This is a genomic window from Rhodococcus baikonurensis (assembly GCF_040489275.1).
In the GTDB taxonomy this organism is placed as follows: Bacteria; Actinomycetota; Actinomycetes; order Mycobacteriales; family Mycobacteriaceae; genus Rhodococcus_F; species Rhodococcus_F baikonurensis.
This window is the reverse complement of sequence record NZ_JBEUOQ010000021.1, coordinates 63,081-89,743: the sequence shown is the minus strand read 5'-3', so window position 1 is coordinate 89,743 and position 26,663 is coordinate 63,081. Positions and strand designations below refer to the sequence as shown.

Annotated in this window: 25 protein-coding genes, 1 tRNA gene and 1 rRNA gene; 20 read left to right on the top strand and 7 right to left on the bottom strand. The window is 62.4% G+C overall.

What is annotated here, in order from left to right; translation table 11 throughout:
* From rrf to ABWI03_RS30230, 19 genes are all read left to right on the top strand, one after another.
* Positions 1-93 (top strand): 5S ribosomal RNA (rrf, locus tag ABWI03_RS30320); the annotation flags it as partial.
* 61 nt (positions 94-154) lie between these two features.
* On the top strand, positions 155-1,096 hold the full coding sequence (locus ABWI03_RS30315) for a tetratricopeptide repeat protein (RefSeq protein ID WP_073513327.1): 942 nt from the start codon (positions 155-157) through the stop codon (positions 1,094-1,096).
* Positions 1,093-2,076, top strand: a complete 984-nt coding sequence (locus ABWI03_RS30310) for an HAD-IIA family hydrolase (RefSeq protein WP_298784202.1) — start codon at positions 1,093-1,095, stop codon at positions 2,074-2,076. Before ABWI03_RS30315 ends, ABWI03_RS30310 begins: the two co-directional genes overlap by 4 nt.
* 76 nt (positions 2,077-2,152) lie before the next feature.
* Complete coding sequence (locus tag ABWI03_RS30305; RefSeq protein ID WP_095970021.1) at positions 2,153-2,395, top strand: hypothetical protein; 243 nt, start codon at positions 2,153-2,155, stop codon at positions 2,393-2,395.
* A 1-nt stretch (position 2,396) separates the two neighbouring features.
* Positions 2,397-3,242: a TlyA family RNA methyltransferase gene (locus tag ABWI03_RS30300; RefSeq protein WP_166810098.1), complete on the top strand. Its 846-nt coding sequence runs from the start codon at positions 2,397-2,399 to the stop codon at positions 3,240-3,242.
* A complete protein-coding gene (locus tag ABWI03_RS30295; protein ID WP_003946132.1) occupies positions 3,239-4,186 on the top strand; it encodes an NAD kinase in 948 nt (315 codons plus the stop codon). The genes ABWI03_RS30300 and ABWI03_RS30295 overlap by 4 nt, the downstream gene beginning before the upstream one ends.
* Positions 4,187-4,188: 2 nt before the next feature.
* Positions 4,189-5,967, top strand: a complete 1,779-nt coding sequence (gene recN / locus ABWI03_RS30290; RefSeq protein ID WP_124568492.1) for a DNA repair protein RecN — start codon at positions 4,189-4,191, stop codon at positions 5,965-5,967.
* Positions 5,968-6,053: 86 nt separating this feature from the next.
* Positions 6,054-7,238 carry a putative cytokinetic ring protein SteA gene (gene steA / locus ABWI03_RS30285; protein WP_298784330.1) on the top strand — a complete coding sequence of 395 codons (1,185 nt, stop codon included), beginning with the start codon at positions 6,054-6,056 and terminating at the stop codon, positions 7,236-7,238.
* Positions 7,235-8,188, top strand: a complete 954-nt coding sequence (locus tag ABWI03_RS30280; RefSeq protein ID WP_007731900.1) for a copper transporter — start codon at positions 7,235-7,237, stop codon at positions 8,186-8,188. Before steA ends, ABWI03_RS30280 begins: the two co-directional genes overlap by 4 nt.
* Positions 8,189-8,343: 155 nt before the next feature.
* Positions 8,344-10,104 (top strand): CTP synthase, encoded by a 1,761-nt coding sequence (pyrG, locus tag ABWI03_RS30275; protein WP_003946139.1) that lies wholly within the window; start codon positions 8,344-8,346, stop codon positions 10,102-10,104.
* Positions 10,105-10,110: 6 nt separating this feature from the next.
* Positions 10,111-10,743, top strand: coding sequence for an NUDIX domain-containing protein (locus ABWI03_RS30270; RefSeq protein ID WP_200314147.1), 633 nt, complete (start codon positions 10,111-10,113; stop codon positions 10,741-10,743).
* 1 nt (position 10,744) lies between these two features.
* Complete coding sequence (gene xerD / locus ABWI03_RS30265; protein ID WP_095970025.1) at positions 10,745-11,668, top strand: site-specific tyrosine recombinase XerD; 924 nt, start codon at positions 10,745-10,747, stop codon at positions 11,666-11,668.
* Positions 11,669-11,811: 143 nt separating this feature from the next.
* Positions 11,812-12,825 (top strand): ParA family protein, encoded by a 1,014-nt coding sequence (locus tag ABWI03_RS30260; RefSeq protein WP_298784428.1) that lies wholly within the window; start codon positions 11,812-11,814, stop codon positions 12,823-12,825.
* Positions 12,825-13,697, top strand: a complete 873-nt coding sequence (locus ABWI03_RS30255; protein WP_435054169.1) for a segregation and condensation protein A — start codon at positions 12,825-12,827, stop codon at positions 13,695-13,697. The genes ABWI03_RS30260 and ABWI03_RS30255 overlap by 1 nt, the downstream gene beginning before the upstream one ends.
* Before the next feature lie 41 nt (positions 13,698-13,738).
* A complete protein-coding gene (gene scpB / locus ABWI03_RS30250) occupies positions 13,739-14,422 on the top strand; it encodes an SMC-Scp complex subunit ScpB (protein ID WP_037127047.1) in 684 nt (227 codons plus the stop codon).
* Between the two features lie 77 nt (positions 14,423-14,499).
* Positions 14,500-15,921 (top strand): pseudouridine synthase, encoded by a 1,422-nt coding sequence (locus ABWI03_RS34205; protein ID WP_019748584.1) that lies wholly within the window; start codon positions 14,500-14,502, stop codon positions 15,919-15,921.
* An 11-nt stretch (positions 15,922-15,932) separates the two neighbouring features.
* Positions 15,933-16,613 (top strand): (d)CMP kinase, encoded by a 681-nt coding sequence (cmk, locus tag ABWI03_RS30240; RefSeq protein WP_172827088.1) that lies wholly within the window; start codon positions 15,933-15,935, stop codon positions 16,611-16,613.
* On the top strand, positions 16,610-18,037 hold the full coding sequence (gene der, locus ABWI03_RS30235; protein WP_007731884.1) for a ribosome biogenesis GTPase Der: 1,428 nt from the start codon (positions 16,610-16,612) through the stop codon (positions 18,035-18,037). The genes cmk and der overlap by 4 nt, the downstream gene beginning before the upstream one ends.
* A 102-nt stretch (positions 18,038-18,139) precedes the next feature.
* A tRNA-Pro gene (locus tag ABWI03_RS30230) sits at positions 18,140-18,213 on the top strand.
* A gap of 1,395 nt (positions 18,214-19,608) precedes the next feature.
* Here the strand turns inward: ABWI03_RS30230 and ABWI03_RS30225 are convergent.
* Positions 19,609-20,034 (bottom strand): hypothetical protein, encoded by a 426-nt coding sequence (locus ABWI03_RS30225; RefSeq protein WP_298784473.1) that lies wholly within the window; start codon positions 20,032-20,034, stop codon positions 19,609-19,611.
* A gap of 466 nt (positions 20,035-20,500) precedes the next feature.
* Between ABWI03_RS30225 and ABWI03_RS30220 the strand changes: the two genes are divergently transcribed.
* Complete coding sequence (locus ABWI03_RS30220) at positions 20,501-20,953, top strand: hypothetical protein (RefSeq protein WP_298784487.1); 453 nt, start codon at positions 20,501-20,503, stop codon at positions 20,951-20,953.
* Here ABWI03_RS30220 and ABWI03_RS30215 read toward each other — a convergent pair whose 3' ends face one another.
* The 6 genes from ABWI03_RS30215 to ABWI03_RS30190 form a co-directional block, all read right to left on the bottom strand.
* Complete coding sequence (locus tag ABWI03_RS30215; protein ID WP_042451032.1) at positions 20,954-21,295, bottom strand: hypothetical protein; 342 nt, start codon at positions 21,293-21,295, stop codon at positions 20,954-20,956.
* 35 nt (positions 21,296-21,330) lie between these two features.
* The gene (locus tag ABWI03_RS30210) at positions 21,331-22,011 is read right to left on the bottom strand and encodes a hypothetical protein (RefSeq protein WP_298784517.1); all 681 of its coding nucleotides are present in this window, start codon (positions 22,009-22,011) and stop codon (positions 21,331-21,333) included.
* A 177-nt stretch (positions 22,012-22,188) separates the two neighbouring features.
* Positions 22,189-23,073, bottom strand: coding sequence for an SCO6745 family protein (locus ABWI03_RS30205; RefSeq protein WP_353799020.1), 885 nt, complete (start codon positions 23,071-23,073; stop codon positions 22,189-22,191).
* Between the two features lie 64 nt (positions 23,074-23,137).
* The gene (locus tag ABWI03_RS30200; RefSeq protein ID WP_298784546.1) at positions 23,138-23,998 is read right to left on the bottom strand and encodes an ABC transporter permease; all 861 of its coding nucleotides are present in this window, start codon (positions 23,996-23,998) and stop codon (positions 23,138-23,140) included.
* Entirely contained in the window at positions 23,995-25,041 is a 1,047-nt protein-coding gene (locus tag ABWI03_RS30195; protein ID WP_298784588.1) for an ABC transporter permease, read from the bottom strand. The genes ABWI03_RS30200 and ABWI03_RS30195 overlap by 4 nt, the downstream gene beginning before the upstream one ends.
* Positions 25,038-26,570 carry an ABC transporter substrate-binding protein gene (locus ABWI03_RS30190; RefSeq protein WP_298784605.1) on the bottom strand — a complete coding sequence of 511 codons (1,533 nt, stop codon included), beginning with the start codon at positions 26,568-26,570 and terminating at the stop codon, positions 25,038-25,040. The genes ABWI03_RS30195 and ABWI03_RS30190 overlap by 4 nt, the downstream gene beginning before the upstream one ends.
* Between the last annotated feature and the right edge of the window lie 93 nt (positions 26,571-26,663).

Below are 26,663 nucleotides of genomic sequence, written 5' to 3'. Positions count from 1 at the left end.
ACGCCCGGTCCCATTCCGAACCCGGAAGCTAAGCCCTTCAGCGCCGATGGTACTGCACTCGACAGGGTGTGGGAGAGTAGGACACCGCCGAACACCCGTTAACCGAAAGGGGACCCAACATATTGGGTCCCCTTTCGTGCGTTGTATGAGAGGAATGACTGTGTCGGAGAATGGCGACGAGCGTCGGTCCTTCCGTGGGGGAGGAGCGCCTCGATCAGGTGGCCCCCGTCGTGACAACGACGGGCGTGGATCACGCGGCGCTGCAGGCGGAGACCGCCGCGGTGGTGCCGGAGACAACAACCGTGGTGGTGCTGGAAACAGTAACCGCGGCGGCGGATTCAACGGCGGACAACGTCGCGGCGGCGAGGGTGGGTTCACCCCTCGTGGGCGCGACGGCGACCGCAACCGTCAGCAAGCACGACCTGACGAACCGGATTTGCCCGATAACGTAGAGCCCACCGAGTTGGACCCGGCCGTTCGTCGGGATCTGCTCAGCCTCGACAAGGACAACGCCAACACCGTTGCGCGTCACCTTGTCATGGCAGGAAAGCTCGTCGATGAAGACCCGGAACTCGCACTGCTCCACGCTCGCGCTGCTCGTCAGCGCGCCGGCCGTATTGCCGTCGTTCGTGAAGCTGCTGGAATCACCGCGTACCACGCCGGTGAATGGGCTGAAGCTCTCTCCGAGCTTCGTGCTGCCCGTCGAATGGCTGGTGGACCGGGTCTGATCGCTGTCATGGCCGACTGTGAACGCGGTTTGGGTCGACCCGAGCGCGCGATCGAACTCGGCCGCAGCGACGAGGCTGCCCTGCTTTCGGGCGACGAGGCTTCGGAGTTGAGGATCGTGGTCGCCGGCGCCCGCATGGATCTCGGTCAGTTCGATCAGGCAGTTGTCACACTGCAGACCAAGGATCTTGACGCAGCGCGTACCGGTGAAGCGGCGGCTCGGCTTTTCTATGCGTACGCTGATGCCCTCGTTGCAGCAGGTCGTGTCGAAGACGGATTGAAGTGGTTCCTCAATGCTGCAGCTGCAGACCTCGAGGGTGACACGGATGCTGAAGAACGGGTGGCCGAGTTGACCGGAGAAGATCAGTGACCGTGCTTCGTACTCAGTACGACGTACTTTTGCTCGATCTCGACGGCACGCTGTACGCCGGAGCTCATGCGATTCCCGGCACCCAGGCTGCGTTGGGTCAGGGTACGCAGGCTCTGTACTACGTGACCAACAATGCGAGTCGCTCGCCGTCGGCAGTGTCGGCGCATCTGACCGAACTCGGTTTCGATTCCGAAGATGATCGTGTCGTCACCAGTTCTCAGACGGCAGTGCGCCTGTTGGCGGAGCGTCTCGAACCCGGTGCCGCTGTTCTGGTCGTCGGTACCGACGCATTGGCCGACGAGGTGACCCGCGTCGGATTGCTTCCGGTTCGTGAGTTCGCGGATTCTCCGGTTGCTGTCGTTCAAGGACATTCGACGGAGACCGACTGGACGATCCTCGCCGAGGCGTGCTTGGCGATCAGGGCGGGTGCGCTGTGGGTGGCTGCGAACCTGGACACCACTCTGCCGTCGGAACGGGGTTTGGTTCTCGGAAACGGCTCGATGGTGGCAGCTCTACGCGCTGCGACCAAGCAGGAACCCTTGGTGGCAGGTAAGCCGGCTGCACCGCTGATGGAAGATGCGCTCGCTCGCAGCGGGTGTTCGCGTCCTCTGGTGGTCGGCGATCGTCTGGACACCGATATCGAAGGCGCACATGCTGTTTCGGTCGACTCGTTGTTGGTTCTCACCGGTGTGAGCACGCCGGGCGACGTACTGCGGGCTCCGATTGAGCAGCGTCCCACCTACATTGCAGCAACTCTGGATTCGCTCAATCAGCCGGCCGTCGAATCGCTGGTCGGTGCGGACTCCAAGTGGTCTGTCTCCGTGAACGGATCGGCGCTGGTTGTGGACGGCCCGGTTGTCGGTGACGAGATGTCCCTTCTACGCGCGGTTGCGCCTGTCGCATGGGCCAATCCGTCCTTCCAGACACTGGAAGCGTCGGACGCCGGCGTGGCGGATCTGTTTGCTTCCTGGCTCGTCTGATTTCTCGCAAATGTGTTCGACTCGCGGGGGTGCGGGTGTATGCGTAACCGAGAGTCATGCACTAGCGTTGTGCGCGATGAGCACGCCGACACCGCACCCCGGAAACTCGAGTAACGGATCGCCGTTGCCCGGGCCACGCCAGACCGTCGATCCGGAACGTATACGTTCTGACGTCGACGGTTTACTGGCGCGCCTCGGCGGCATCGAACACGATCCGAACGATCAGCACGGAGCAGGTGTGATTCCGCAGAAGGCACATATTTTGGAACAGGCACACGAGGTGCTCGTCCAGGCGCTCGCCTCTGTGGACAGGGCTTGACGTGGCACGTAGAGCACGGGTGGATGCCGAACTGGTCCGTCGCGGACTCGCACGGTCGCGAGATCATGCGCAAGAACTGATTTCCGCAGGCCGAGTTCTCATCTCGGGCGCAGTCGCGACCAAGCCTGCGACGGCGATCGAGGCAGGAACTCCACTTCGGGTAGTCGAGGTCGAGCAGGAAGTCTCGTGGGCCTCGCGAGGGGCACACAAGCTGATCGGTGCCCTCGACGCTTTCGGGTCCGAAGGATTGACGGTCGAAGGACGCCGATGTCTTGACGCCGGCGCTTCCACCGGTGGGTTCACCGATGTTCTTCTGACGCGTGGTGCGAAGGAAGTTGTCGCCGTCGACGTCGGTTACGGCCAATTGGTGTGGCGCCTCCAGTCCGACGACCGCGTGCATGTCATCGACCGAACCAATGTTCGCGCTATCGATGCCGAGACGATCGGTGGAACAGTCGATCTGGTTGTCGCGGACCTGTCGTTCATTTCTCTCAAACTCGTACTCGGGGCCTTCGTCGCCTGTACCGCTGACGGTGCGGACCTGGTCCCGATGGTCAAGCCTCAGTTCGAGGTGGGCAAGGACCGCGTCGGTGCCGGTGGCGTCGTACGAGATCCGGAATTGCGAATCTCCGCTGTGCTCGACGTGTCGGAGGCTGCTGCAAAGGTAGGTCTGCGGACGTTAGGTGTGGTGGCCAGCCCATTGCCCGGTCCGTCGGGAAATGTCGAGTATTTCCTGTGGCTTCGAAAGACAGGTTCATCCGGCGATGAAGAGACGGATGCCGCTACCGACGATGTCCCCACGGTGGAGGACATGATTCGCAAGGCTGTAGAGGAAGGGCCCCAGTGAACGCGGTCACGAACGGCGAGTCGCGCGAGATCCTTCTTGTCGCACACCCGGGTCGACGTGACATCACGGAAACTGCCAAGCGGGTCGGGAAGATCTTCGAGCGCGCGGGAATCGGACTGCGCGTCCTCGTCGACGAAGCAGACAGCTCGCGCATCGAAGCAATGACGGAACCCGCGGGTTTCTCCGCGCCGGGTCTCGACGTCACCGTTGTTCATCCCGGCCCTGATGCCGCCGTCGGATGCGAGTTGGTACTGGTTCTCGGTGGCGACGGCACGTTCCTGCGCGCCGCCGAGCTCGCTCAAGAAGCGTCCATTCCGGTACTGGGCATCAACCTCGGACGCATCGGATTTCTGGCAGAAACCGAAGCCGAGCATCTTGACGAGGCTCTCGCACAAGTAGTTCGCAAGGAATATCGCGTCGAGTCGCGTATGACACTCGACGTCGTGATTCGGGTGGACGACGAGATCATCGACCGCGGGTGGGCGCTCAACGAGGCCAGTATCGAGAATCGTTCGCGTCTGGGAGTTCTCGAAGTGGTCCTCGAAGTCGACGGCCGACCGGTGTCTGCCTTCGGTTGCGACGGTGTTCTCGTGTCCACTCCCACAGGCTCGACCGCGTATGCATTTTCCGCAGGCGGCCCCGTCGTGTGGCCCGAACTCGAAGCGCTGCTCGTCGTACCCAGCAATGCGCATGCGCTGTTCGCGCGGCCGTTGGTCACCAGCCCGAATTCGATCATCGCGGTGGAGACCGTCGCCGGTAGCCATGACGGCCTGGTCTTCTGCGACGGCCGTCGAACGTTGGAACTGCCTGCCGGCGCTCGCGTCGAGATCGTTCGCGGCGCCACTCCCGTCAAGTGGGTCCGGTTGGACTCTGCGCCCTTCGCTGATCGGATGGTTCGCAAGTTCGAGCTTCCGGTTACCGGATGGCGAGGAAGGAAGCCTTAATCGTGCTCGCAGAGATCCGTATCGACAGTCTTGGTGTGATCTCCGAGGCCAGCGCCCAGTTTCACGAGGGCCTGACCGTCCTGACCGGTGAAACCGGCGCAGGTAAAACGATGGTCGTCACGAGCTTGCACCTCCTCAGTGGGGCGCGAGCGGATGCCGGTCGAGTGCGATTGGGTGCGTCGCGAGCCGTTGTCGAAGGACGATTCATCGCCGACGACGTCTCACCGGCCACCGAGCGTGAGATCGTCCGAATCCTGGAATCGTCGGGCGCCGAGCGGGACGAGGACGGGACCATCATCGCCGTCCGCACGGTCGGCAGCGACGGCCGCTCGCGCGCCCATCTCGGCGGCCGTAGCGTGCCGGCGGGAGTTCTCTCCGAATTCACTGATCCGCTGCTGACTGTCCACGGACAGAACGATCAGCTGCGGTTGCTTCGTCCCGACCAACAGCGCAACGCTCTGGACCGCTTCGGGGACAAGACAATCGGAACGCTGCTGACGAGGTACCGCAAACATCGTCGGGAGTGGCTTGACGCTCGTTCGGAGTTGATCGAGCGCACGTCGAAGGCTCGTGAACTGGCGCAGGAAGCAGACCAGTTGACCTTCGCGCTCAACGAAATCGACGGCGTGGCACCCGAGCCCGGCGAGGACACGGCGATCGTTGCCGAGGTGCGTCGGCTCAGCGAACTCGATTCTTTGCGCTCCGCGGCCGAAGAGGCGCACGCTGCCCTCGCCGGTAGTGACGACATGGCCAGCGGCGATGTGGGCGTCATGCCTGCGCTCGACCTGATGTCCGAAGCGAGGGCGCGGATCGAGTCGGTCACCGATGCCGATCTGGACGGTCTCGGTTCCCGGTTGGCCGACGCTATTGCCGTCGTCACCGACGTTGCCGGTGACCTGAACACCTACCTGTCCGGGCTTCCTGCCGATCCGGGGGCACTGGACTCGCTGTTGTCGCGGCAATCCGAACTGAAAACTCTGACGCGTAAGTACGCCGCCGATGTCGACGGTGTTCTCGAATGGGCGGATACCGCTCGCGCTCGTCTGTCCAAACTCGACGTGTCCTCGGATGCGTTGTCGCTGTTGTCCAAGCAGGTCGAGGAGACGGCTGGCCTCACGGCGGAAGCCGCCACAAAGCTGAGCGCCGCGCGAGTCAAGGCAGCGGCAAAGCTCGCCAAAGCGGTCAGCGCGGAACTTGCCGGTCTGGCGATGGGACGTGCGGGCCTCGAGGTGACTGTGCGTTCGCAGCCTGCCGGCCCGCAGGACTCGGCGCCGCTCAGTGTCGGGGGAGTAGACCTGCATGCGGGGTCTGCCGGCGTCGACGAGGTGGAATTTCGCCTGTCCGCGCACAGTGGGGCACCGTCACTTCCGATCAGCAAGAGCGCTTCCGGTGGCGAGCTGTCACGCGTCATGCTGGCGCTCGAAGTTGTTCTCGCTGGTAGCGACACCGGCGCGACGATGGTTTTCGACGAGGTGGACGCGGGGGTCGGTGGTCGCGCTGCTGTCGAGATCGGACGTCGATTGGCGAAACTTGCTCGCACGCATCAGGTTATCGTCGTCACCCACCTTCCGCAGGTAGCTGCGTTTGCCGACACCCACCTCGTGGTGGACAAGGTCGACGACAAAGGCGGAGTGGTGAGCAGTGGCGTGCGGACTCTGTCGGATTCGGATCGGGTGGTCGAATTGGCCCGTATGTTGGCAGGGCTGGACGACACCGAGACCGGTCGTGCGCACGCCGAAGAACTGCTCGAGATCGCGAATGCGGCCCGCGTCACAGATTGAAGGTTCTGTGGTGTTGGTGTGACTGATGTGGTAGTTGTCGGCGCGCCTCCACCGGTCAACGCGGTTTCAGGTTCATCATCGAAGCCATGAAGATGCCCGGATTGCTCTCACGTAACACCGAATCCTTGCCTGGGATCAGTGGCATCGCCAGGGTCGATCGGAACACGGCGAAGCTTCTGCGCCGTGTCGGTCCTGGAGACATCGTGATCCTCGACGAAGTCGACATCGATCGCCGGACCGCCGACGCTCTGGTGAAAGCCGGAGTCATGGCCGTGGTCAACGCGTCGCCGTCGATTTCCGGGCGCTACCCCAACCTCGGCCCGGAAGTGATCGTCGCCAACGACATCGTTCTGATCGATGCCGTCGACGGTGACGTCTTCAAGAACGTCAAGGACGGCAGCAAGATCCGCCTGCACGAGGGTGAGATCTTCAACGGCGAGAAGAGCCTCGTCAAGGGTGAAGAGCAGACCGAGGCCGAGATCTCCGACCGGATGATCGAGGCCAAGACCGGACTGGTCGATCACCTGGAAGCGTTCTCGGGTAACACCATCGAGTTCATCCGCACCGAAAGCCCTTTGCTGATTGACGGAATCGGTGTTCCGGACATCGACATCGACTTGAAGGATCGCCATGTCGTGGTCGTCTCCGACGGCCCCGAACACGAGGCAGATCTGAAGAACCTCAAACCCTTCATCAAGGAGTATTCGCCGATCCTGATCGGTGTCGGCGCAGGTGCGGACGTATTGAGCAAGGCCGGATACCGCCCCGATCTGATCGTGGGCGACCCGGAGGAAATCACCAGTTCCACCCTCAAGTCCGGCGCGGAAGTTGTTCTGCCCGCCGACCAGGACGGACATGCGGCGGGCCTTTCGCGAATCCAGGATCTCGGTATCGGGGCGATGACGTTCCCGGCGACCTGCTCACCGACCGACCTTGCACTGCTGCTCGCCGATCACCACGGAGCTTCACTGATCGTGACGGTCGGCAACGTGGTGTCCCTGGACGAGTTCTTCGACCGCGGACGCCGTGAAAGCAATCCGTCGGCGTTCATGACACGGCTCAAGGTGGGACCGAAACTGGTCGACGCCAAAGCCGTCGCAACGCTGTATCGAAGTCGAGTGTCCGGCGGCGCGATCGCGCTCCTGGTGCTCGCCGCCCTGGTGGCAGTGATCGTCGCCCTGGTCGTGTCCAATGCCGGTAGTGAAGTTCTCGACTGGGCAATCGCAACGTGGAACAGCTTCGCGCTGTGGGTTCAGGGGCTCTTCAAGTGATTTCGATGCGTCAACATGCAATTTCCATAGCGGCAATCTTTCTGGCACTCGCGATCGGCGTGGTGCTCGGTTCGGGAATGCTGTCCAGTGGATTGCTGTCCGGTCTGCGTGACGACAAGGCGGACCTGCAGAACGAGATCGAAGACCTCAATCAACAGTCCAATCAGCTTCAGCAGCAACTCAATTCCGCGGACGGCTTCGATGCTGCCGTGGGTGGCCGCGTCGTGCGCGACAGTCTCGCTGGTCGCACGGTCGTCGTGATCACGGCACCGGACGCCGATCCCGGTGATCTCGACGGTGTCAACCGACTCGTCACTGCCGCCGGCGGCGCCGTGACCGGACGCGTCTCGCTCACCGATTCGTTTGTCGACGCCACGGGCGGCGACCGCTTGCGGACCGTCGTCACCAATGTCATCCCTGCGGGCATCACCCTCAAGACCGGTGCGGTCGATCAGGGAAGCCTTGCGGGCGATCTTCTCGGGTCGGTTCTGCTTCTCAACGGGCAGAACAGCGAACCGCAGAGCACTCCCGACGAGATGAATCTCGCGCTCGACTCGCTGCGCAGTGCCGGCTTCATCAGCTACGACGACGGAGCGGTCAAGCCGGCTCAGCTTGCTGTGGTTCTCACCGGCGACAACAAGAGCGAATCCGACGCAGCCACCGGTAACCGCGGCGCGGTCATCGCTCGGTTTGCAGGCGCTCTCGACGGACGCGGCGCAGGAACGATTCTCGCGGGCCGACCCGGCTCGGCGGAGGGTAGTGGTCCGGTTGCCGTCGCACGTGCGGATGCGGCGCTCTCAGCGGGATTGACGACCATCGACAACATCGATCGGGAGTCGGGCAAGATCACGACGCCGTTGGCGCTGCAGGAACAGCTGAACGGCGGCGCCGGCCGCTACGGCACGGGACCGGGAGCGGCGGCGGTTACCGTCGGCGCACCCACCAACTGACACCCCGGTATTGATACGCCGGTCACATCGGGGGTGGAAAGTCGGCGCGTTGTAGGCACCGACCCCCGATAGGTGTTACCGTGAAATCCCGTGGGTCGGCAGGCCCCAGCATGCTTCATCAGACCAAGCCCTGCACAGTCGTCACGGGAGCCCCTTTGCCACAGTCACGCACTAACACGCGTACCGCCACCAAGCACATCTTCGTCAGCGGAGGTGTAGCTTCCTCGCTCGGCAAAGGTTTGACCGCCTCGAGCCTGGGACAGTTGTTGACCGCGCGGGGAATGCGCGTGACCATGCAGAAGCTCGATCCCTATCTCAATGTGGATCCGGGCACCATGAACCCCTTCCAGCACGGCGAGGTCTTCGTCACCGAAGACGGTGCCGAGACCGACCTCGACGTCGGACACTACGAGCGGTTCCTCGACCGTGATCTCTCCGGTCAGGCCAACGTCACCACCGGCCAGGTGTACTCGACGGTCATCGCCAAGGAACGCCGCGGCGAGTACCTCGGTGACACCGTTCAGGTCATCCCGCACATCACCGACGAGATCAAGCGTCGCATCCTCGAGATGAGCGGCCCGGACCTGCAGGGCCACCGCCCGGATGTCGTGATCACCGAAATCGGTGGAACCGTCGGCGACATCGAATCGCAGCCCTTCCTCGAAGCCGCTCGCCAGGTCCGCCACGACGTCGGCCGCGACAACGTCTTCTTCCTGCACGTCTCCCTCGTGCCGTACCTCGGCCCTTCCGGAGAACTCAAGACCAAGCCCACGCAGCACTCGGTTGCGTCGTTGCGCAGCATCGGCATTCAGCCCGACGCGCTGATCCTTCGTTGCGATCGTGACGTTCCGCAGGGCCTCAAGAACAAGATCGCGCTGATGTGCGACGTGGACGTCGACGCCTGCATCTCGACGCCCGACGCTCCCTCGATCTACGACATCCCGAAGGTTCTGCACCGTGAGGGCCTCGACGCTTACGTCGTTCGCCAGCTCGGTCTTCCGTTCCGCGACGTCGACTGGACCGTGTGGGGCAACCTCCTCGATCGTGTTCACCAGCCGCGTGAGACCGTGCGCGTCGCATTGGTCGGCAAGTACGTCGACCTGCCAGACGCATACCTCTCCGTCACCGAGGCTCTGCGCGCCGGTGGATTCGCGAACCGGTCCAAGGTCGAGATCTCCTGGGTCCCGTCGGACGCCTGTGAGACCGAAGCTGGAGCGCAGGCCGCTCTCGGTGACGTCGACGGTGTTCTGATCCCGGGCGGCTTCGGCATCCGCGGCATCGAAGGCAAGCTCGGCGCGATCCGTTTTGCACGTTCGCGCAAGCTGCCGCTGCTGGGTCTGTGCCTGGGTCTGCAGTGCGTCGTCATCGAAGCTGCTCGCAGCGTCGGCCTCGACGATGCAAACTCGGCCGAGTTCGAGCCGGACACCAAGCATCCGGTCATCTCCACGATGGCTGATCAGGAAGACGTCATCGCCGGTGACGCCGACCTCGGTGGCACCATGCGTCTGGGTGCTTACCCGGCCGTGCTGACCAAAGGTTCCGTCGTCGCTCAGGCCTACGGAACCGAGGACGTTTCCGAGCGTCACCGTCACCGCTACGAGGTCAACAACACCTACCGCGATCGGATTGCCAAGTCCGGCTTGCAGTTCAGCGGAACCTCACCGGACGGTCACCTGGTCGAGTTCGTCGAGTACCCGCGTGAGCAGCATCCGTTCTTCGTTGCCACCCAGGCACACCCGGAGCTCAAGAGCCGCCCGACGCGTCCGCACCCGCTGTTCGCCGCCTTCGTCGAAGCAGCGTTGACGTACAAGCTCGAAGAGCGCCTGCCCGTCGACGTCCACGGTGACGAGAAGATCGACACCGCCGCCACCGAGACGGCGCTCGACGCTGCAGTCGAGAACGTGGAAAAGGTCTAGCCACAGATGAGCGATCCCGGTCGGCACGAATTCGACACCCTCGGCTCCAAGACGGTCTACACCGGCGCGATCATCGCGTTGCGTGTCGACACCGTTGCGATGCCTGGTGGTCAGCGTGCCGATCGGGAAGTCGTCGAGCATCACGGCGCCGTTGCCGTCGTGGCACTGGACGAGCAGGACAACCTGGTGCTGATTCGCCAGTACCGTCACCCGCTCGGGCACCGGTTGTGGGAAATCCCCGCCGGTCTGCTCGACGCTGCGGGCGAGAGCCCGGTCGAGGCAGCAGCGCGTGAGCTGGGCGAAGAAACCGGACTCGGCGCCGATCGATGGTCGGTGCTGGTCGATGTAGCTCTCTCACCCGGGTTCACGGACGAGGCGGTTCGCGTCTTCCTCGCCGAGGGGTTGCACGAGGTGGAGCGCGACGATCCCGAACACGAAGAAGCCGATCTCGAGATTTCGCGAGTTCCGCTCGCCGACGCCGTCGACATGGCGCTGCGCGGCGACCTCGTCAATGCCACCGCGGTATCGGGCATTCTCGCGATCGCTACCGCACGCTCGACGGGAAAGCCGCTGCGCCCGGCCGACGCACCGTGGCCCGATCGTCCTCGCGCATTCGGAGAACGCAAGTCGCGAGCCTGAAGTGCTTGCCCGACAGGTGGACTCGTATCTCGACCATCTAGCGGTCGAGCGAGGATCGGCGCGCAACACTCTTCTTTCGTACCGCCGCGACCTGAATCGTTACGCGGACTATCTGAACGGGCGCGGCATCGACGACGTCGCGGGCGTGACGGAGAACGACGTCACCGAATTCGTGACACATCTGCGCCTGGGTGACAAAGATGCCGGAGTCGTACCGTTGGCGGCCAGTTCGGCAGCGCGCACCCTGATCGCGGTCCGCGGATTCCACAAGTTCTCCGCCGCGGAGGGCCTGGTCGGTGTCGATGTGGCTCGGACGGTCAAGCCACCGACGCCCGGACGCAAGTTGCCCAAGGCTCTGCCGCTCGACGACGTCATAGCCCTACTCGACGCTTCGGGTGGCGGTGCGGCCGGTGACGGGCCCCGCGACCTGAGGGATCGCGCTCTGCTCGAGCTTCTGTACTCGACCGGAGCACGCATCACCGAAGCGATCGATCTGGACGTCGACGACATCGACACCGAAACCCGTTCCGTGCTGCTCAAGGGCAAGGGCGGCAAGCAGCGGATCGTACCCGTCGGCAGGCCGGCGATCGCCGCCGTCGACGCGTATCTCGTCCGTGGGCGCCCCAGCCTGGCGACGCGCGGTGTTCCTGCCCTGTTTCTCAACGCTCGCGGTGGACGCCTCTCGCGTCAAAGCGCGTGGCAGATACTTCAGGATGCGGCGGCGTCGGCCGGAATCAAGGCGGACGTCTCACCCCATACGCTCAGGCACTCGTTTGCCACACACCTGCTCGACGGCGGCGCGGACGTACGTGTCGTGCAGGAACTCCTGGGTCACGCTTCGGTAACCACGACGCAGATCTACACGCTGGTCACCGTCACCGCGCTGCGTGAAGTGTGGGCTCAGGCACACCCGCGTGCCCGTTAGGGGTTGGTTGGCTCATGCGTGTCTGCGAGACCATTCGGTGATGTAAGCGGTAGCGTTCAAGGAGCGCGAGCGGCCTCCACCGCAGTTTCGGGGGTTTGCCGGCGCCGAGAGCAACCGCCGAAAGAGTAGGGGAGCATCGGACCGTGTCGACATCGCAGCCACCAGCGGCGGAGTCCGCGCCGCCGCATGTCAATGCCCAACTCTTCGAGCGCGTGAACGAATCAGCACCAGCTGTACCCTCCGAACCAGAGGCGATGTTCGAAATAGATACGACGCCAGTAGCCTCTCCACCTGCGGAAACACTGACCGTTTCCGCGGAAGAACTCGGCCCGACGGGCCGGCCGGTCCGCGAGGTGCCTCAACCGACACCGTTGGCGCATCACGGACCCGCGATGATCATCGCGATGTGCAACCAGAAGGGTGGCGTCGGCAAGACGACGTCGACCATCAACCTGGGCGCGTCGTTGGCCGAATACGGTCGTCGAGTGCTCCTGGTGGATCTCGATCCACAAGGCGCGTTGTCTGCCGGACTGGGCGTTCAGCATCACGACCTCGAACTGACCGTCCACAATCTCCTGGTCGAACCGCGTGTGTCCATAGACGACGTGCTGATGAGAACCCGAGTTGACGGCCTCGACCTCCTGCCCAGCAACATCGACCTTTCGGCCGCCGAGATCCAATTGGTCACCGAAGTCGGACGTGAGCAGACCTTGGGACGCGTGCTCCACCCGGTTCTCGATCGGTACGACTACGTGCTCATCGACTGCCAGCCGTCGCTGGGCTTGCTCACGGTGAATGCTCTGGCGTGCGCCGATTCGGTCATCATTCCGATGGAATGCGAGTACTTCAGCCTGCGCGGCCTGGCACTCCTCAACGACACTGTCGAAAAGGTGCACGATCGTCTCAATCCCAAGCTCGAGTTGGCCGGCATCGTCGTCACGATGTTCGACGCCCGGACCCTGCACGCACGGGAGGTGATGGCGCGCGTCGTGGAGGTCTTCGGCGACGTCGTCTACGACACGGTGATCAACCGTACCGTTCGGTTCCCCGAAACCAGCGTCGCCGGTGAGCCGATCACGACATGGGCGCCGAAGTCGGCTGGGGCCGAGGCATATCGAGCATTGTCCCGCGAGGTCATTCACCGGTCTGGTCGTTAGTGGAACTGATTGCATCGCAAGAAGATCCGGTCGAAGTCGCACCGGATTCGATCGACCCGAACGTGCCGACCGACGCTCAGACCGCAGCCAAAGCTGCCGGTTTCCGAGTCACTCTCCGGAACTTCGAAGGCCCGTTCGATCTGCTGTTGAACCTGATCAATCAACGGCAACTCGACGTCACCGAAGTTGCCCTGCACACGGTCACGGATGATTTCATCGCGTACACCAAGGAACTCGGCAGCGCGATGGGCCTCGATCAGACGACGGAATTCCTGGTCGTCGCTGCCACTCTTCTGGACCTGAAAGCCGCCAGGCTGTTGCCTGCCGGGCAGGTCGAGGACGCGGAGGATCTGGCACTTCTCGAAGCTCGCGATCTTCTCTTCGCGCGCCTGCTGCAGTACCGGGCGTACAAACAAGTTGCGGCGCTGTTCGGTGAGCTCGAGGAAGCGGCGCTGCGGCGCTATCCGCGTTCGGTGGCGGTCGAGGATCAGTTCACCGAACTTCTGCCGGAGGTGCTGTTGGGCGTCGATCCGCAGCGTTTTGCGGAGATAGCGGCGACGGTGTTCACGCCGCGTCCGGTGCCCACGGTGGGCCTCGATCACCTCCATGTGTCCAATATCTCGATACCCGAACAAGCCGAGCGAATTCTCGAGTTGCTGCGCGAGCGAGGCATAGGGGAGTGGACACCCTTCGGGGACCTCGTTGCCGAGTGTGAGATCACCGTCGAGATAGTCGCAAGATTTCTCGCGTTGCTCGAGTTGTATCGCCGGCAGGTCATTGTGTTCGAGCAACCCGAAGCACTCGGACCGCTGATGGTGAGTTGGACCGGAGACGACCCGGCCGCGCCGGCCACAGAGGAGGACTACGGATGAACGCCGAGCCGACGGAATCAGAGTCTTCGCAGCTAGACGAGATGATCGAGCCTACCGAACACGCCTCGGAGTCCGAAGATTCCGCCCCCGATTTCGAACTCGACGACGATCAGCTCGACGCAGTGCTGGAGTCGCTTCTGCTTGTCGTGGATTCGCCGGCCGAAGTGAACCAGCTCGCATCGGTCACCGGCACCGCACCGGAACGAGTCGAAGAACGCCTGACGTCGATGTCGGCCGCATTGACCGCTCGCGGCAGCGGAATGGACCTTCGCTACGCGGGCGACGGATGGCGTCTGTACACGCGACAAGAGTTTGCCCCGTACGTGGAAAAGCTGCTATTGGACGGCGCACGCACCAAATTGACCAGGGCGGCATTGGAAACTTTGGCCGTAGTCGCATACCGTCAACCGTTGACTCGTGCGCGGATCAGTGCGGTACGAGGCGTCAACGTGGACGGGGTGGTACGTACCCTCCTTGCCCGCGGACTGATCGCGGAAGCCGGGCCGGACCCGGACACCAACGCGACACGGTACTCCACGACCGAACTGTTCCTCGAACGGCTCGGGCTGGCCTCGCTGAGCGAGCTCCCGGAGTTGGCCCCGCTCTTGCCTGATGTCGATCTCATCGACGACATCAGCGAAAGCCTGGAATCCGATCCGCGATTTGCGAGAATGAACAAGGCCGACGTGCCCGCTGACGTAGTGGACACCGAAGTCGACGACTGACCGGAATTCCGGCTGTCGTCAGCACCGAGAAAGACCCGACCACGCTCGGGAAACAGTAGAAAACTGACAGGAAAAAAGTGAACAATCCCGCTCGCCGAGATGGCACACCGGACCGTAACAACTCCCGCGACAACCGCGGCGCACGCAGCGATGCCCCCCGTGGTGGTCGCAGCGACGCCCCCCGCGGCGCACGCAGCGAAGCGCCCCGTGGTGGACGCAGCAACACTTCCCGCAGTACCTCCGGATACGACCGCAACGCCGGATCCGACCGTCCCCGCACGGACGACCGTCGCGGTGGATTCAACGATGACCGTCGCCCCCCGCGCAGCGACGACCGTCGCCCTCCGCGCAGTGACGACCGTCGCCCCGCACGCACCGACGACCGCCGTGGTGGTTACAACGACGACCGGCGCGGACCCCGCACTGACGATCGCCGCGGACCTCGCAGCGACGACCGCCGTACCCCCCACGTCGACGCCCGTCGCGCACCGCGTGGCGGCGCTGACCGTCGTAGTGACGATCAGCGCGGCGCACGCCCCGACGCTCCTCGCGGCGGTGCTTGGTCGAACGCACCTCGTGGATCCAAGTTCGACGGACCTCCGCGCAAGCGCCCGGCAGCTCCCACACCGCCGGCGACCAACAAGCGTGGCAAGCCGAAGACCGAGAAGCCGCAGCGCGTCGTCTCTCAGAACCCGTTGGTCTCCAACGCCAAGCCGGCACGTCACCAGCATGCCGAGATCACCAAGCACGACGGCCCGCCGAAGGGTGACGGCGTCCGCTTGCAGAAGGTGCTGGCTCAGGCCGGCGTCGCATCACGTCGTGCAGCTGAAGAGCTGATCGACCAGGGTCGCGTCGAGGTCGACGGCCGCATCGTGGTCGAACAGGGTCTGCGTGTCGACCCCGAGAACGCAGTGGTTCGTGTCGACGGCGTCCGCGTCGTCGTGCAGAAGGACCTTGTCTACCTCGCGATGAACAAGCCGCGTGGGTGGCAGTGCACCATGTCCGACGACCTCGGTCGCCCGTGCGTCGGTGACATCGTCTCCGAGCGCGTTCAGTCCGGTCAGCGGCTCTTCCACGTCGGCCGCCTCGACGCCGACACCGAAGGCTTGCTCCTCTTCACCAACGACGGCGATCTGGCTCACCGCCTGATGCACCCGTCGTTCGAGGTTCCGAAGACGTACCTCGCCACGGTTCACGGCGTTGTCGAGCGCAGCACCGGCAAGCAGTTGCGTGACGGTGTCACCCTCGACGACGGTCCGGCCAAGGTGGACGCGTTCACCGTGCTCGAGATCAACGAGGGCAAGACGCTCGTCAAGCTCGTACTGCACGAGGGCCGTAAGCACATCGTGCGTCGCCTCCTCGATGCCGTCGGTCACCCCGTTGTCCGTCTGGTTCGCACCAACGTCGGAGTTGTCGCTCTCGGCGATCAGCGTCCGGGAACGCAGCGCGTCCTCGGACGTAGCGAGGTCGGTGGACTGTACGAGGCGGTCGGCCTGTGACCGATTCGTCCATGCCGCTGGTAGTCGCGATGGACGGACCGTCCGGAACCGGCAAGTCCAGCGTCTCTCGCGCGTTGGCGCAGCGTTTGGGCGCTCGCTACCTCGACACCGGAGCCATCTACCGGATCGCGACCCTGCACGTGCTGCGTCAGGGAATCGATCTGGCTGATTCCGCCGCGATCACGGCCGCCGTTGCGGCGTTGCCGTGGTCCATCGGTACCGATCCGAGCAGCGAGCAGGTGCATCTCGACGGCGCGGACGTCAGTGAGGAGATCCGCGGCGACGCGGTCACCAAGGCTGTCTCCGCGGTCTCGGCCGTACCCGAGGTTCGCGACCTGCTGGTCGCCACTCAGCGTGAGTTGGCGGCGGGCGCAGAGCGGATCGTCGTGGAAGGTCGCGACATCGGAACCGTTGTGCTTCCCGATGCCGACGTCAAGATTTTCTTGACCGCATCCGCGGAAACTCGTGCGGCACGGCGCAATACGCAGAACATCGGCCAAGGCCGCGAAGACAATTACGAAGCGGTGCTGGCTGATGTGCAGCGCCGTGACCATCTCGATTCGACTCGGGCAGTGTCGCCGTTGCGCCCTGCCGAGGATTCCATCCTGGTGGATACGAGCGAATTGGGAATTGAAGATGTGATCGCCAAGTTGCTGTTGGTGGTCAGCGACAGAACTGGAGCAGTGCAGTGAGCGACGATCTGGTAACCGAATATGCCGGTGACGGAACTTGGTCCGAGGAATCGGAGTGGGACTACGCCGATCTCGAAGCGGAAGGCGAAGGCGAAGCGCACATTGCCGTCCCGACCTTGGCTGTTGTCGGTCGACCGAACGTCGGCAAGTCGACGCTCGTCAACCGCATCATCGGCCGTCGTGAAGCGGTAGTCGAGGACATCCCCGGCGTCACTCGTGACCGCGTCTCGTATGAGGCGAACTGGGCCGGACGACGCTTCCTCGTCCAGGACACCGGCGGATGGGAACCCGACGCAAAGGGCCTTCAGCAGGCCGTTGCCCGTCAGGCCGAATTGGCCATGGGCACAGCTGACGCCATCCTGCTGGTCGTCGACGCCGTTGTCGGCGCTACGGCGACGGACGAAGCTGTGGCTCGTGTGCTTCGCCGCTCGAAGACTCCGGTCATCCTCGTTGCCAACAAGGTGGACGACGGACGCACCGAGTCCGAGGTTGCAGCACTGTGGTCCTTGGGCCTCGGTCAGCCGTACTCCGTGAGTGCAACGCACGGACGCGGTACCGGCGACCTGCTCGACGAGGTTCTGGAGAAGCTACCGGAAACCCCGCGTGAAGGTATCCCCGGCGGCGGTCCGCGTCGTGTCGCTCTCGTCGGAAAGCCGAATGTCGGAAAGTCCAGCTTGCTCAACAAGCTGTCCGGTGACGAGCGGTCCGTCGTGCACAATGTTGCCGGCACCACCGTCGACCCGGTCGACTCGATCGTCGAACTCGGCGGGCGCCCTTGGCGTTTCGTCGACACTGCTGGTCTGCGCAAGCGTGTCAGCCATGCCAGCGGCGCGGAGTTCTATGCGTCGCTGCGTACGAAGAGCGCGATCGAGGCCGCTGAGGTCGCGATCCTGCTGATCGACGCGCACGAGCCGATCACCGAGCAGGACCTGCGTGTTCTGAGCATGGTGGCCGACACGGGTCGTGCATTGGTGATCGCATTCAACAAGTGGGACCTCGTGGACGAGGACCGTCGACTCATGCTGGACAAGGAAGTGGACCGCGATCTGGTCCGCGTTCCGTGGGCTCAGCGAGTCAACATCTCCGCCCACACCGGTCGCGCCGTGGCGAAGCTCGTGCCGGCTCTCGACACGGCTCTGGAGTCCTGGGACAAGCGCATCCCCACGGGTCGCCTGAACACCTGGCTCAAGGAAGTTGTCGCGGCCACGCCGCCGCCGATGCGTGGTGGTCGCCTGCCTCGCATCATGTTCGCGACTCAGGCAAGCACACGCCCGCCGACATTCGTTCTCTTCACCACGGGCTTCCTCGAGGCCGGCTACCGCCGCTTCATCGAGCGGCGTCTGCGTGAAGAGTTCAACTTCGACGGCAGCCCGATCCGCGTATCCGTCCGAGTGCGCGAGAAGCGTGACCGCAAGGGCCGCTGATTCTGCGTCCAAATCGGTACCGAAAAGGCTCTGACCAGCCGATTGGTACTTCGGCCCGTCCCTGATGTAATCTTTCCAAGCGCCCGAAACAAGGGCGTGGGACGGGCTGTGGCGCAGCTTGGTAGCGCACTTGACTGGGGGTCAAGTGGTCGCAGGTTCAAATCCTGTCAGCCCGACCGAAGATAGATCGAAAAGGCAGTTTCTCAGAAATGAGAAACTGCCTTTTTGTTTGTGCTTCAGAGGTGCGGAAACGATAGCCAGGATTTTCATCCTTCTATCTCGATGTGGCGGTCAGAAGATCCCGACGTAGGGGCGAGTGTTGGGGAGTGGGAATTCGCTGGTGAATGCTCGTCCGAAGCGGTACTTCGTGCTTCACTCGGTCCAGGTGGATCTGCAACCACTTTCGTCGCACACGACGCCGTCGGTCTCGGTGATGCCGCAAGCGTGGCCAGACTCGCAGACGAACTCGGTCGGCCCTGAATCCTGGATAATCTGGCTTTGGAGAAACGCGTCGCGAACCGTCTGACAATAGTCGGAGTATCCGGTTACAGTGCCGTCCGACCAGGTCGTCTCGATCGAATTGTACCCCGATTGACAACCGATGATTGTCGCTGGCGTGGGTGTTTCGAGTGTGGTCTCCAACAGTGTGTTCGGTGCTGACAGCGTGGCTGTCGCGCTTGTGAGTGGTGGAGTCGTGGATGTGGATGTGGATGTGGATGTGGGGGAAGGGGAAGGGGGAGGGTCTGAGGTGTCTGACGCGGCACTACAAGCGGACAAAATCAGGGAAAGCACTCCGACAGATACAGCGGCGACTCTGATTCTCATATCTTTACTTTCATTCGGTGTGGCGGATTCCCCCGACTTCGATGAAGTTAACGAACGGGGTCTTGAGTGCTGAATGCCTTGACGATCGCGCTCCAGAACGGGGCCTGGTCCTATTGTTCTACATTTCCCAGTCGAGGCAAAGCCTCCGAGATTGATCGGGGCAGAAGTGGACGCCGACTAAACGGTGTAGCTCAAGTCCGACACTGCAACGTCGACTGCTTCTGCAGTCCGATCGATACAGCATGCTTGCAAGCTATCTCAGGCTTATCCGACGATAAGGGATATGTGACTGTTTTTATCATGCCGCCTGCATCCATCCTCTGAGCTTGACCGAAGGCGATGTAAGTCGAATTTTCAGAAGCTGGTACCTGCGCTTCAATTGTGCCCCAGAGGATCGGTAACCGATCTCCCGGAAAGTCCTGCGTTAATTGGATCTCCGCGACGGATTCGTCGTCGATCTCGTACGTTATGCCTGCCGTAGTGAAGTGTGGCGTGGACGCAGTATCGAGCGGGCCGAGAACGGTCATTCTCGGAAACTGGGTGAGGATCGACCTCGGCACTTTTCTCGAACGAAAGCTTGTCGAGAACACTGTGATGGGCTTTCGGCTCACCACGACAAACACACTCGGTTTCGCGCTCATCAGAATGTCCGCCGGAAATACGTACCGGATCTCGTCATCTGGATCCAAGTGAGACCGAAGGCGCTCGCGAACATCCGCAGAAACCGGCATGGGCGGAAGGCCAGCTCAGGTTCGCCGACGGAGGCGAATATTGTGGACGGCAACGGTTGCTCCGAAGAGCGCGATCAGAATGGCGGTAAAGATTGCTGCCAACCACCACGGCGCCGAACCTGCTGTATTCAGCCAGATGGTCAGTGCACCGAAAATTGTAGTCGTAATGCCGACAGCACGAGAGACGTCGACGTTCCTCGGATTGACCGGCGGCGTTCTCCACCAATGAAGGCGATGCCCTCGATTCTCGCGCAGCATTCGCAGGATGGACCAGACAGTAAGCGGCAGACCAATCGCGAGGACGATCATCCCGGCAATCACTGCCGCGGTGGACCCGTCTCGGAAGTACGTCACGGCAGCGCCTACAACACCTGCAAAACCGATGGCTGTGAACACTTTCCAAGCCGGGGTGATCGACTGTGCCTGCGGTTGTGTGTCCATACAAGGACCCTCCCACAAATTACGGCCGAAAACTTCAAGCCTGTTGCGACCTGCGTATGTGCATCACGGTGACAATCAAACTCGGCAGGCCGTTAACTGCTCCGAGTACCGCGACCGCAATACCTGCACTCAAAAGAGGTGCTGTCTCCCAATAGTCGTTCACGATGGCGGATGCTCCGAGCAAGCTCAATACCCAGCCCGCGAGCTGAGCACGCCGAACTTGTTGTGCCATTCGCGTCGAGAATTGGTCCGACGCGAGAGGCGATCTCCGCCCATAGTTTCCCTGAGCTGCGAGGCTAGCACCGTAGATATGGACAGCAACAGCGAGCATCAGTGCACCGCATGCGATCAACATCGGTTGATCCCTTCTTTGATGTTCGGTGACGGTATCGCCCTTCCTCGCATTTCGAGCTGTAATCGCTTTCTGCTCCTGGGCGTTTTTTCGTTCCTGGCATGATCTCGTCGTATGACGGGGATTCGGATCGCGTGGGTTGTATTGGCGGTCGCCACAGGGATTCTGGGATCCGCGGCGGCACAGTGGCCGCTGTATGAGATCACCAATTGCGAAATAGATCTCGGCCCACTCAGTTCGGCAGATTGTTACCGCTCGATTCACGACTACTTCGGACGAGATCTCTTCTTGGTGCTCGCATTGCCGGTGGCTCTGTGCGTCATTCCAGCTGTTATCCCGCGACCATTCGTGTCCTGGATCGTCTCGGCGACAATGCTTTGTGCTGCAGTGCTGGGTTTCTTTACGGCTTTCGGCTCTGATATGCCGTCCCTGATGTCGATGGTGGGGAGCCTCCCTGCGGCAGTGCTGGCATTGGCACTTGCGGCGGTGCATCAGGCGATCGTTCTGCGCAACGGCGCCATTGTCAGGGCTCGCGGTGGGGTCCGCGATACGCAGCCGAGTGAGTGATCAGTCGGGGCTGAAGAACAGTTCCATCGAGATCCAGAACCACGCCACCATTGCTGCCACAGAAAGGAACGCGAGCACCAATGGCAACGCGAATTGCCTGCCGGTGCGGCTGGGAATAGTCATAAGTCCTAGAATGACGAACACGGCGGCAGGCGCCGCCCAACTTATCCAGTAGGTGAGCGGTGGCGGGTTGGGGCCGAACGACGTGAACGAACGGTTCGGATAAAGCTGCGGCTGCGGGACATCTGCGAAATGTTGCCACAGGAGTACCAACGGCAGATAGCCGAACAGCCCGAGCAGAAGGCCGACGACGAGTCCCGCGAAGATTCGCTCGCCCCTCATCTCGATGCGCCCGTCGGAATCAATCGTTCCACCGCCTATGTCACTTCTGGAAAGTCACGAGCCTGCATCCGTAGTGCCCACGCCCGGGCCGCAACGAACGTCACGGCCAATACGAGCACCACCAGCAGTACGACTGCAATCCAGGTGGGAGCGGCGGTGGAGAAGCCCAGCTTCCACGCAGTACCGACACCCGCAGCAGTCGCCGCCAACGCCCCTACCGGAAGCATCGCCGCGACCGCTCGCGTCGTGCGAACAGTAAGTCGATCCCCGGCAGCGCGAAGAACTCCGAACACGGCGGCGACCGAAAGGCCATAGGCCAGAAGACCGCTGACGGCGTAGACCAGGAGCGGGGACCATCCCATATCAACCGACCCGGTGAATGCCATGCCGATCAAGACCAACAGGGGCGTCAGCCCAAGCGTGACGCCTGCGATGCCTGCCACCACAGTTCGAACCAGTCGATTGTCTTGGCTTCCGGAGATTCGCACGCCCGCGAGGCGGAGCACGAACCCGGTCAGCGCGCCCAGAAGGGCGCCGATCACCGCAGCCTCGATGGGCCAGGTCCATTGCGATTCACCCGCGAAGCCCGAGATTGTGGTGCCACCCGAAAAGAGGGTGATCGTGGCGGACGCCTGTGCCGATCCCTGTGTCAGCGCCGCCGTGACGATGGCAACGGTCGCACCGAACAAAGCAAACCCGAGTGCCTGTTTCCACATCTAGCCATCTTGACCCATCCCGCGGGAGAATTCGGCACAACGGCAGTCTCGTCCGGATGCCTTCTCACTGTGCAGATTGGGGGGCGCAGCCGACTTCGGCGATAATTGTGTGAAGGGGCTGGTGGTGACACCCTCGTCGTATCACCACCAGCCACGTTCGACACTCACGACCTGCTGTCACGCACGCAATCGGCGACGTGCTGCCAGTGCTGCCGGAAATCCGAGATCTGCATCGATCACTTCACCGGAGAGACGTTCCGAGATTTCGATCAGTCGACTGCATCCGGTCTCTCCGATCGCCTCGTACGGATACGACCCCAGCACATCGGTCTGATGCTCAACCCGCTTCCGGCGATCGCGACCCACCTCGTTCAGGTGAAGCTCGGGGCCGTCTTCGAGCCATCCACGCGCCCGCACACCTTCGACGCCTTCCGCCCGCTGATCGTTGTCCCATGCCCGGCTCATTTGCAGAGCAGCAGCAGGAACATCACCGGTTGCGGCGTGGACTACCAACGCTTCGACACCGTTGAGTCCCTCGGCGTGAAGAAGTGCGACATGAGAATCTCCGCGAAACTCCCGGAGCAAGGATTGGGCATGCCACAACACGAGATGAGGCTCTTCAGGCCACGGCAACGACGCGTGTCCACCGAACAGGGGTCGCCCTTGTGGTCTGTTGCATGCGCGTTCCGCAGCTCGACGCGCGAGTTCGGCAGCTTCTCGTACCTCCTCGCCGTCGACATGCTCGCCCCATGCCTTGCGCAGCGAACGGTCGACAGCGTCGAGTCGAGCGGCGAGGATCTGTTCGGGGGTGGCGATGGTCCAGGCTTCCGGCAGTACCGCGTGTACCAGTGCCGGATTGAAGTTGAAGAAGGTAGCGATGGTGACTTCTGCTGCTACAGCACCCATGGGTGCGGACCGCGAAGCGAAGTACCCCATCCGAGGATGTGTAAAACCCAGAGCGGCATATGCTTCCGCGCCGTAGGGGGTGAAGTAGATCATGCCGTGTATCGGTTCGGCTCCACGGAAGACGCGGCGCGCGGTGTCTGGTGCGATCGGGGTCATCGGTAATCCTTCATATGGGTGATGTGGTGGTCGAGAATCAGGCTGGGTAGGGGATCTTCGTGAGCTATCTCCCTCTGACATACATGCGGTCTCGGACGGCATCACCCACTCGGTAGACGGCCAAGACGACCAGTGAAATCAGAATGCCGGAGGGGAGAATCTGTTGTGGCGCGCTCAAGATATGCAAGTACGCATCTGACAAGTCGCCGCCCCAACTCGGAGTGGGCGGCTGTATCCCCAACCCGAGGAACGAGAGGGCGGCCTGCGCGAGAAAGGTCAGACCGGTGAGCACAGTTACCTGAACGACAACCGGACCCATGGCGTGTGGAAGGAGATGACGCAAAAGCACTACGTGCGGTGGACATCCCGAGAGTCGCGCGCTCAGGACGAAGTCTCGGTTCCTCGTTTCGCTGACCCCGGCAGCCAGAATTCGTGCAATCGTGGGTGCGTAGACGACTCCGAGGGCGGACATCGACGTAATCAGGCTCGGCCCCAGAACGCCCGTAATTGCCACTGCAAGAACCAAACCGGGGAATGCCAGTAATGCGTCTGCCACCCGGAGGAGCGACGCACCGATCCAGCGTGGCCAGTATCCGGCGATCAGTCCCCACGGAATGCCTAAGAGCAGACTGACAGCGACCGCAATCGCAACGCCGAAGAAGGCAGAGCGTCCTCCCCAGATCAGCCGGCTGAGCACGTCGCGGCCGAAGCCGTCAGTGCCCAGTAGGTGTTGTGCACTCGGGCCGGCGAACGTGTTGGTCAGGTTCTGATCGGTCGGACTGTACGGAGCCACGAACGAGGCCAAGGCGGACGCCGCGATGAGTGTTCCCAGAAAGCCGTAGCTGATCCACAGACCGGGCGTCAGTCGGCGGCGAGGCGGTTTGGAACGCGTCTCGCCTGCAGTGGTCACCACGAGTTGGCTCACGAGATCGTTCCCTTCCTCAATTGCGGGCTGATCATGTTGTTGACGATGTCGACCAGGATGTTCACGAGAAGCACGATCACGACGAACAGCAACACGATGCCTTGAAGCATCGGATAGTCCCGCGTGTCGATTGCAATGACCAGAGCGCTGCCGAGGCCCGGCAGCACGAAGATCTGCTCGAGGATGACCGTGGCACCCAACATCGCCACGGCGAGCAATCCGTAGACAGTGACAATGGTGGGGACGATGTTTCGTAACGCATAGCGCCACAAGATTTTCCGCTCGTCGATGCCCATCGCGCGCGCGGCTCGCACGTAGTCACCGGAGAGTGTCTCGATCATCGCGGCCCTGGTCTGCCGGACCGCGATCGATGCTGCGCCGGCGGCAAGCGCCATTGCTGGTAGGACGAGGTGGCTCAGGTTGGCGATCACATCGTCCCCGAGTGGCACCCAGCCGAGCACCGGAAGCACTCCCAGCCCGAGGGCGAAGACGTCGACCAGCACGATAGCGAGGAAGAAGTCCGGCACCGCGAGTCCGATCCCAGAAATCGTGCGGGTCAGGCCATCGCTGCGTCGACCCTGACGCGTCGCGGTCCACACTCCGAGAGGTATGGCCACGACGGCGGACAGTAAGAGAGCGAGAACAACGAGTTCCGCGCTCGCCGGCAGACGGGCAAAGATCTGAGGTCCGACGGGGGCGCTGTTCTGCAACGAGGTTCCCAGATCTCCGTGCAGCGCCGACACCACCCAGTTCCAGTACTGGACCAGCAGCGGTTGATTCAATCCAAGGCGCTCGTTGAGTGCAGCGATCGATTCGTCGCTACCGTTCGGACCGAGTAGTGCCTCGGCTGGACCGCCTGGAATGATCCGGACGAGGGCAAAGGTTAAGAAACTGGCGATAACCGCCGTGGGAATCATCTGCGCGAACCTGACGGCGATCATCCGCACGTAAGGATTGACGGGCGATCGGTGAGGGTTTCGAGTCGGAATGCTCTCAGCCTCTGGAGTCACAGCATTCTCGTGCGATACGACGGTCGCCGTCATGACTTCGAGAGGTAGGTGAGATTGGGCGATCCGTTCAGTGCTGGAACCGCGCCGTGGACGTTCTTCGTGTAGGCGACCACGTCGGGAGTGAAGTACAACGGTACGTACTCGGCCGACTTGATCACGACTTGATTGATTTGTTTGACGATGTCGAGCTGAGCGGATTCGTCATATGTGTTGTTCAACAATGCGATCAGCTTCTCCAACTCTTCGTTGGGGACGGAATTCTGCCGGAAGTACGACCGCGAACCCAGTGAGGCTTCGAAGTTGAGCGGTGCGGATGCTCGCGTGGGCCATCCCACGCTGAAGACGTCCGCACTGTTGTGTGCCACGAACTCTGTAATCGCTTGTGGTCCACTCATTTCGACGAAGTCGACCTTGATGCCGACTTTCTCCCATTGTTCTCTCACAAGGACGGCGTTGGTTGAGTACGGCGGTAGATTGCCTGCCAATCCGCGCACGGTGACCCCGTTCGGGTACCCGGCCTCGGTCAGCAGCGATTTCGCCTTTTCCGGGTCGTACGGCCACGCATCTTCAGTCTCCTCGTCGTAGAACTGCGAACCGGGAGGATATTGACCGAACGCCGCAGTTCCTTCCGAGCTGTCCAGCGCGGCTCGCGCAATTGCCTTGCGGTCGAGCGCATACTGCATCGCCAGACGAACCCGGACGTCGTTAACCACAGGGTTCTTGTTGTTGATCACGACGAGCGCAACTCCGAGTCTCGGGTCGTGACTGACGTTCAGGTTGGGATTCCGTTCGAGGATCGGAGCACTCGACGGTGTGAGCCCGTATGCAAAATCCGCAGCGTTCGATGTCAGGGCATTTGTCAGCGCTGTGGGATTGGAGATCACCTGGATCTGGATCTTGGCGAGCTGGGGGCTGGGTGGACCTGCCGGTTTGTAATCGTCGAATCGACTGAATGTGTATGAACTGTTCGGGACTGCGCTGGTGAATGTGTACGGCCCTGCGCCTACAGGCTTGTTGGCGAAGTCTGCCCCTGCTGCTGCCAGCGCAGTGGGGGAGACCACCATTCCCAATCTGCCGTTGAGCCAGCCTGGTAAACCGGAGGTAGGTGAACTCAACGAGATCGTGACGTGATCTGGGGACGTTGCTTCGATGCTCTTGATCGTCGGGACGGAAACGATTCCGAGACTCAAGCAGTGTTCCATGCTTGCCTTGACGGCTGCTGCATCGACAGCTGTACCGTCGTGGAAGGTCAAGCCGTTCTGCAACGTCATCTCGAACGTCAGGTTGTCCGGTCCGGAGAAGCCCCACTCGCTGGCGATTCCGGGCCGCAACTTCTGGGTGGCAGGTTCCGCATCGATCAGTGGTGCATACATCAACTGTAAGTAGTCGATGTCGTATCCGATGTTTCCCGCACACGGGTCGAGCGAGGCGGGCACGTGCGATGTCGCGACCTTGAGTTCGGCGTTCGGATCGGCAGGTCCGGTATCGCCGGCGGTACCGGTGGCGCTGCTCGAACAGCCGCTGAGCACAAGAGCAGAAAGTGCAAACGCAGCTACCAGCACACGTGGGCCACTTTTCCCATGATTCTGGAAGCGTGTGATCGGATATCGGGATCGCAAAGACAGACGCGGATTCATATGGTGGACTTTCGCTTT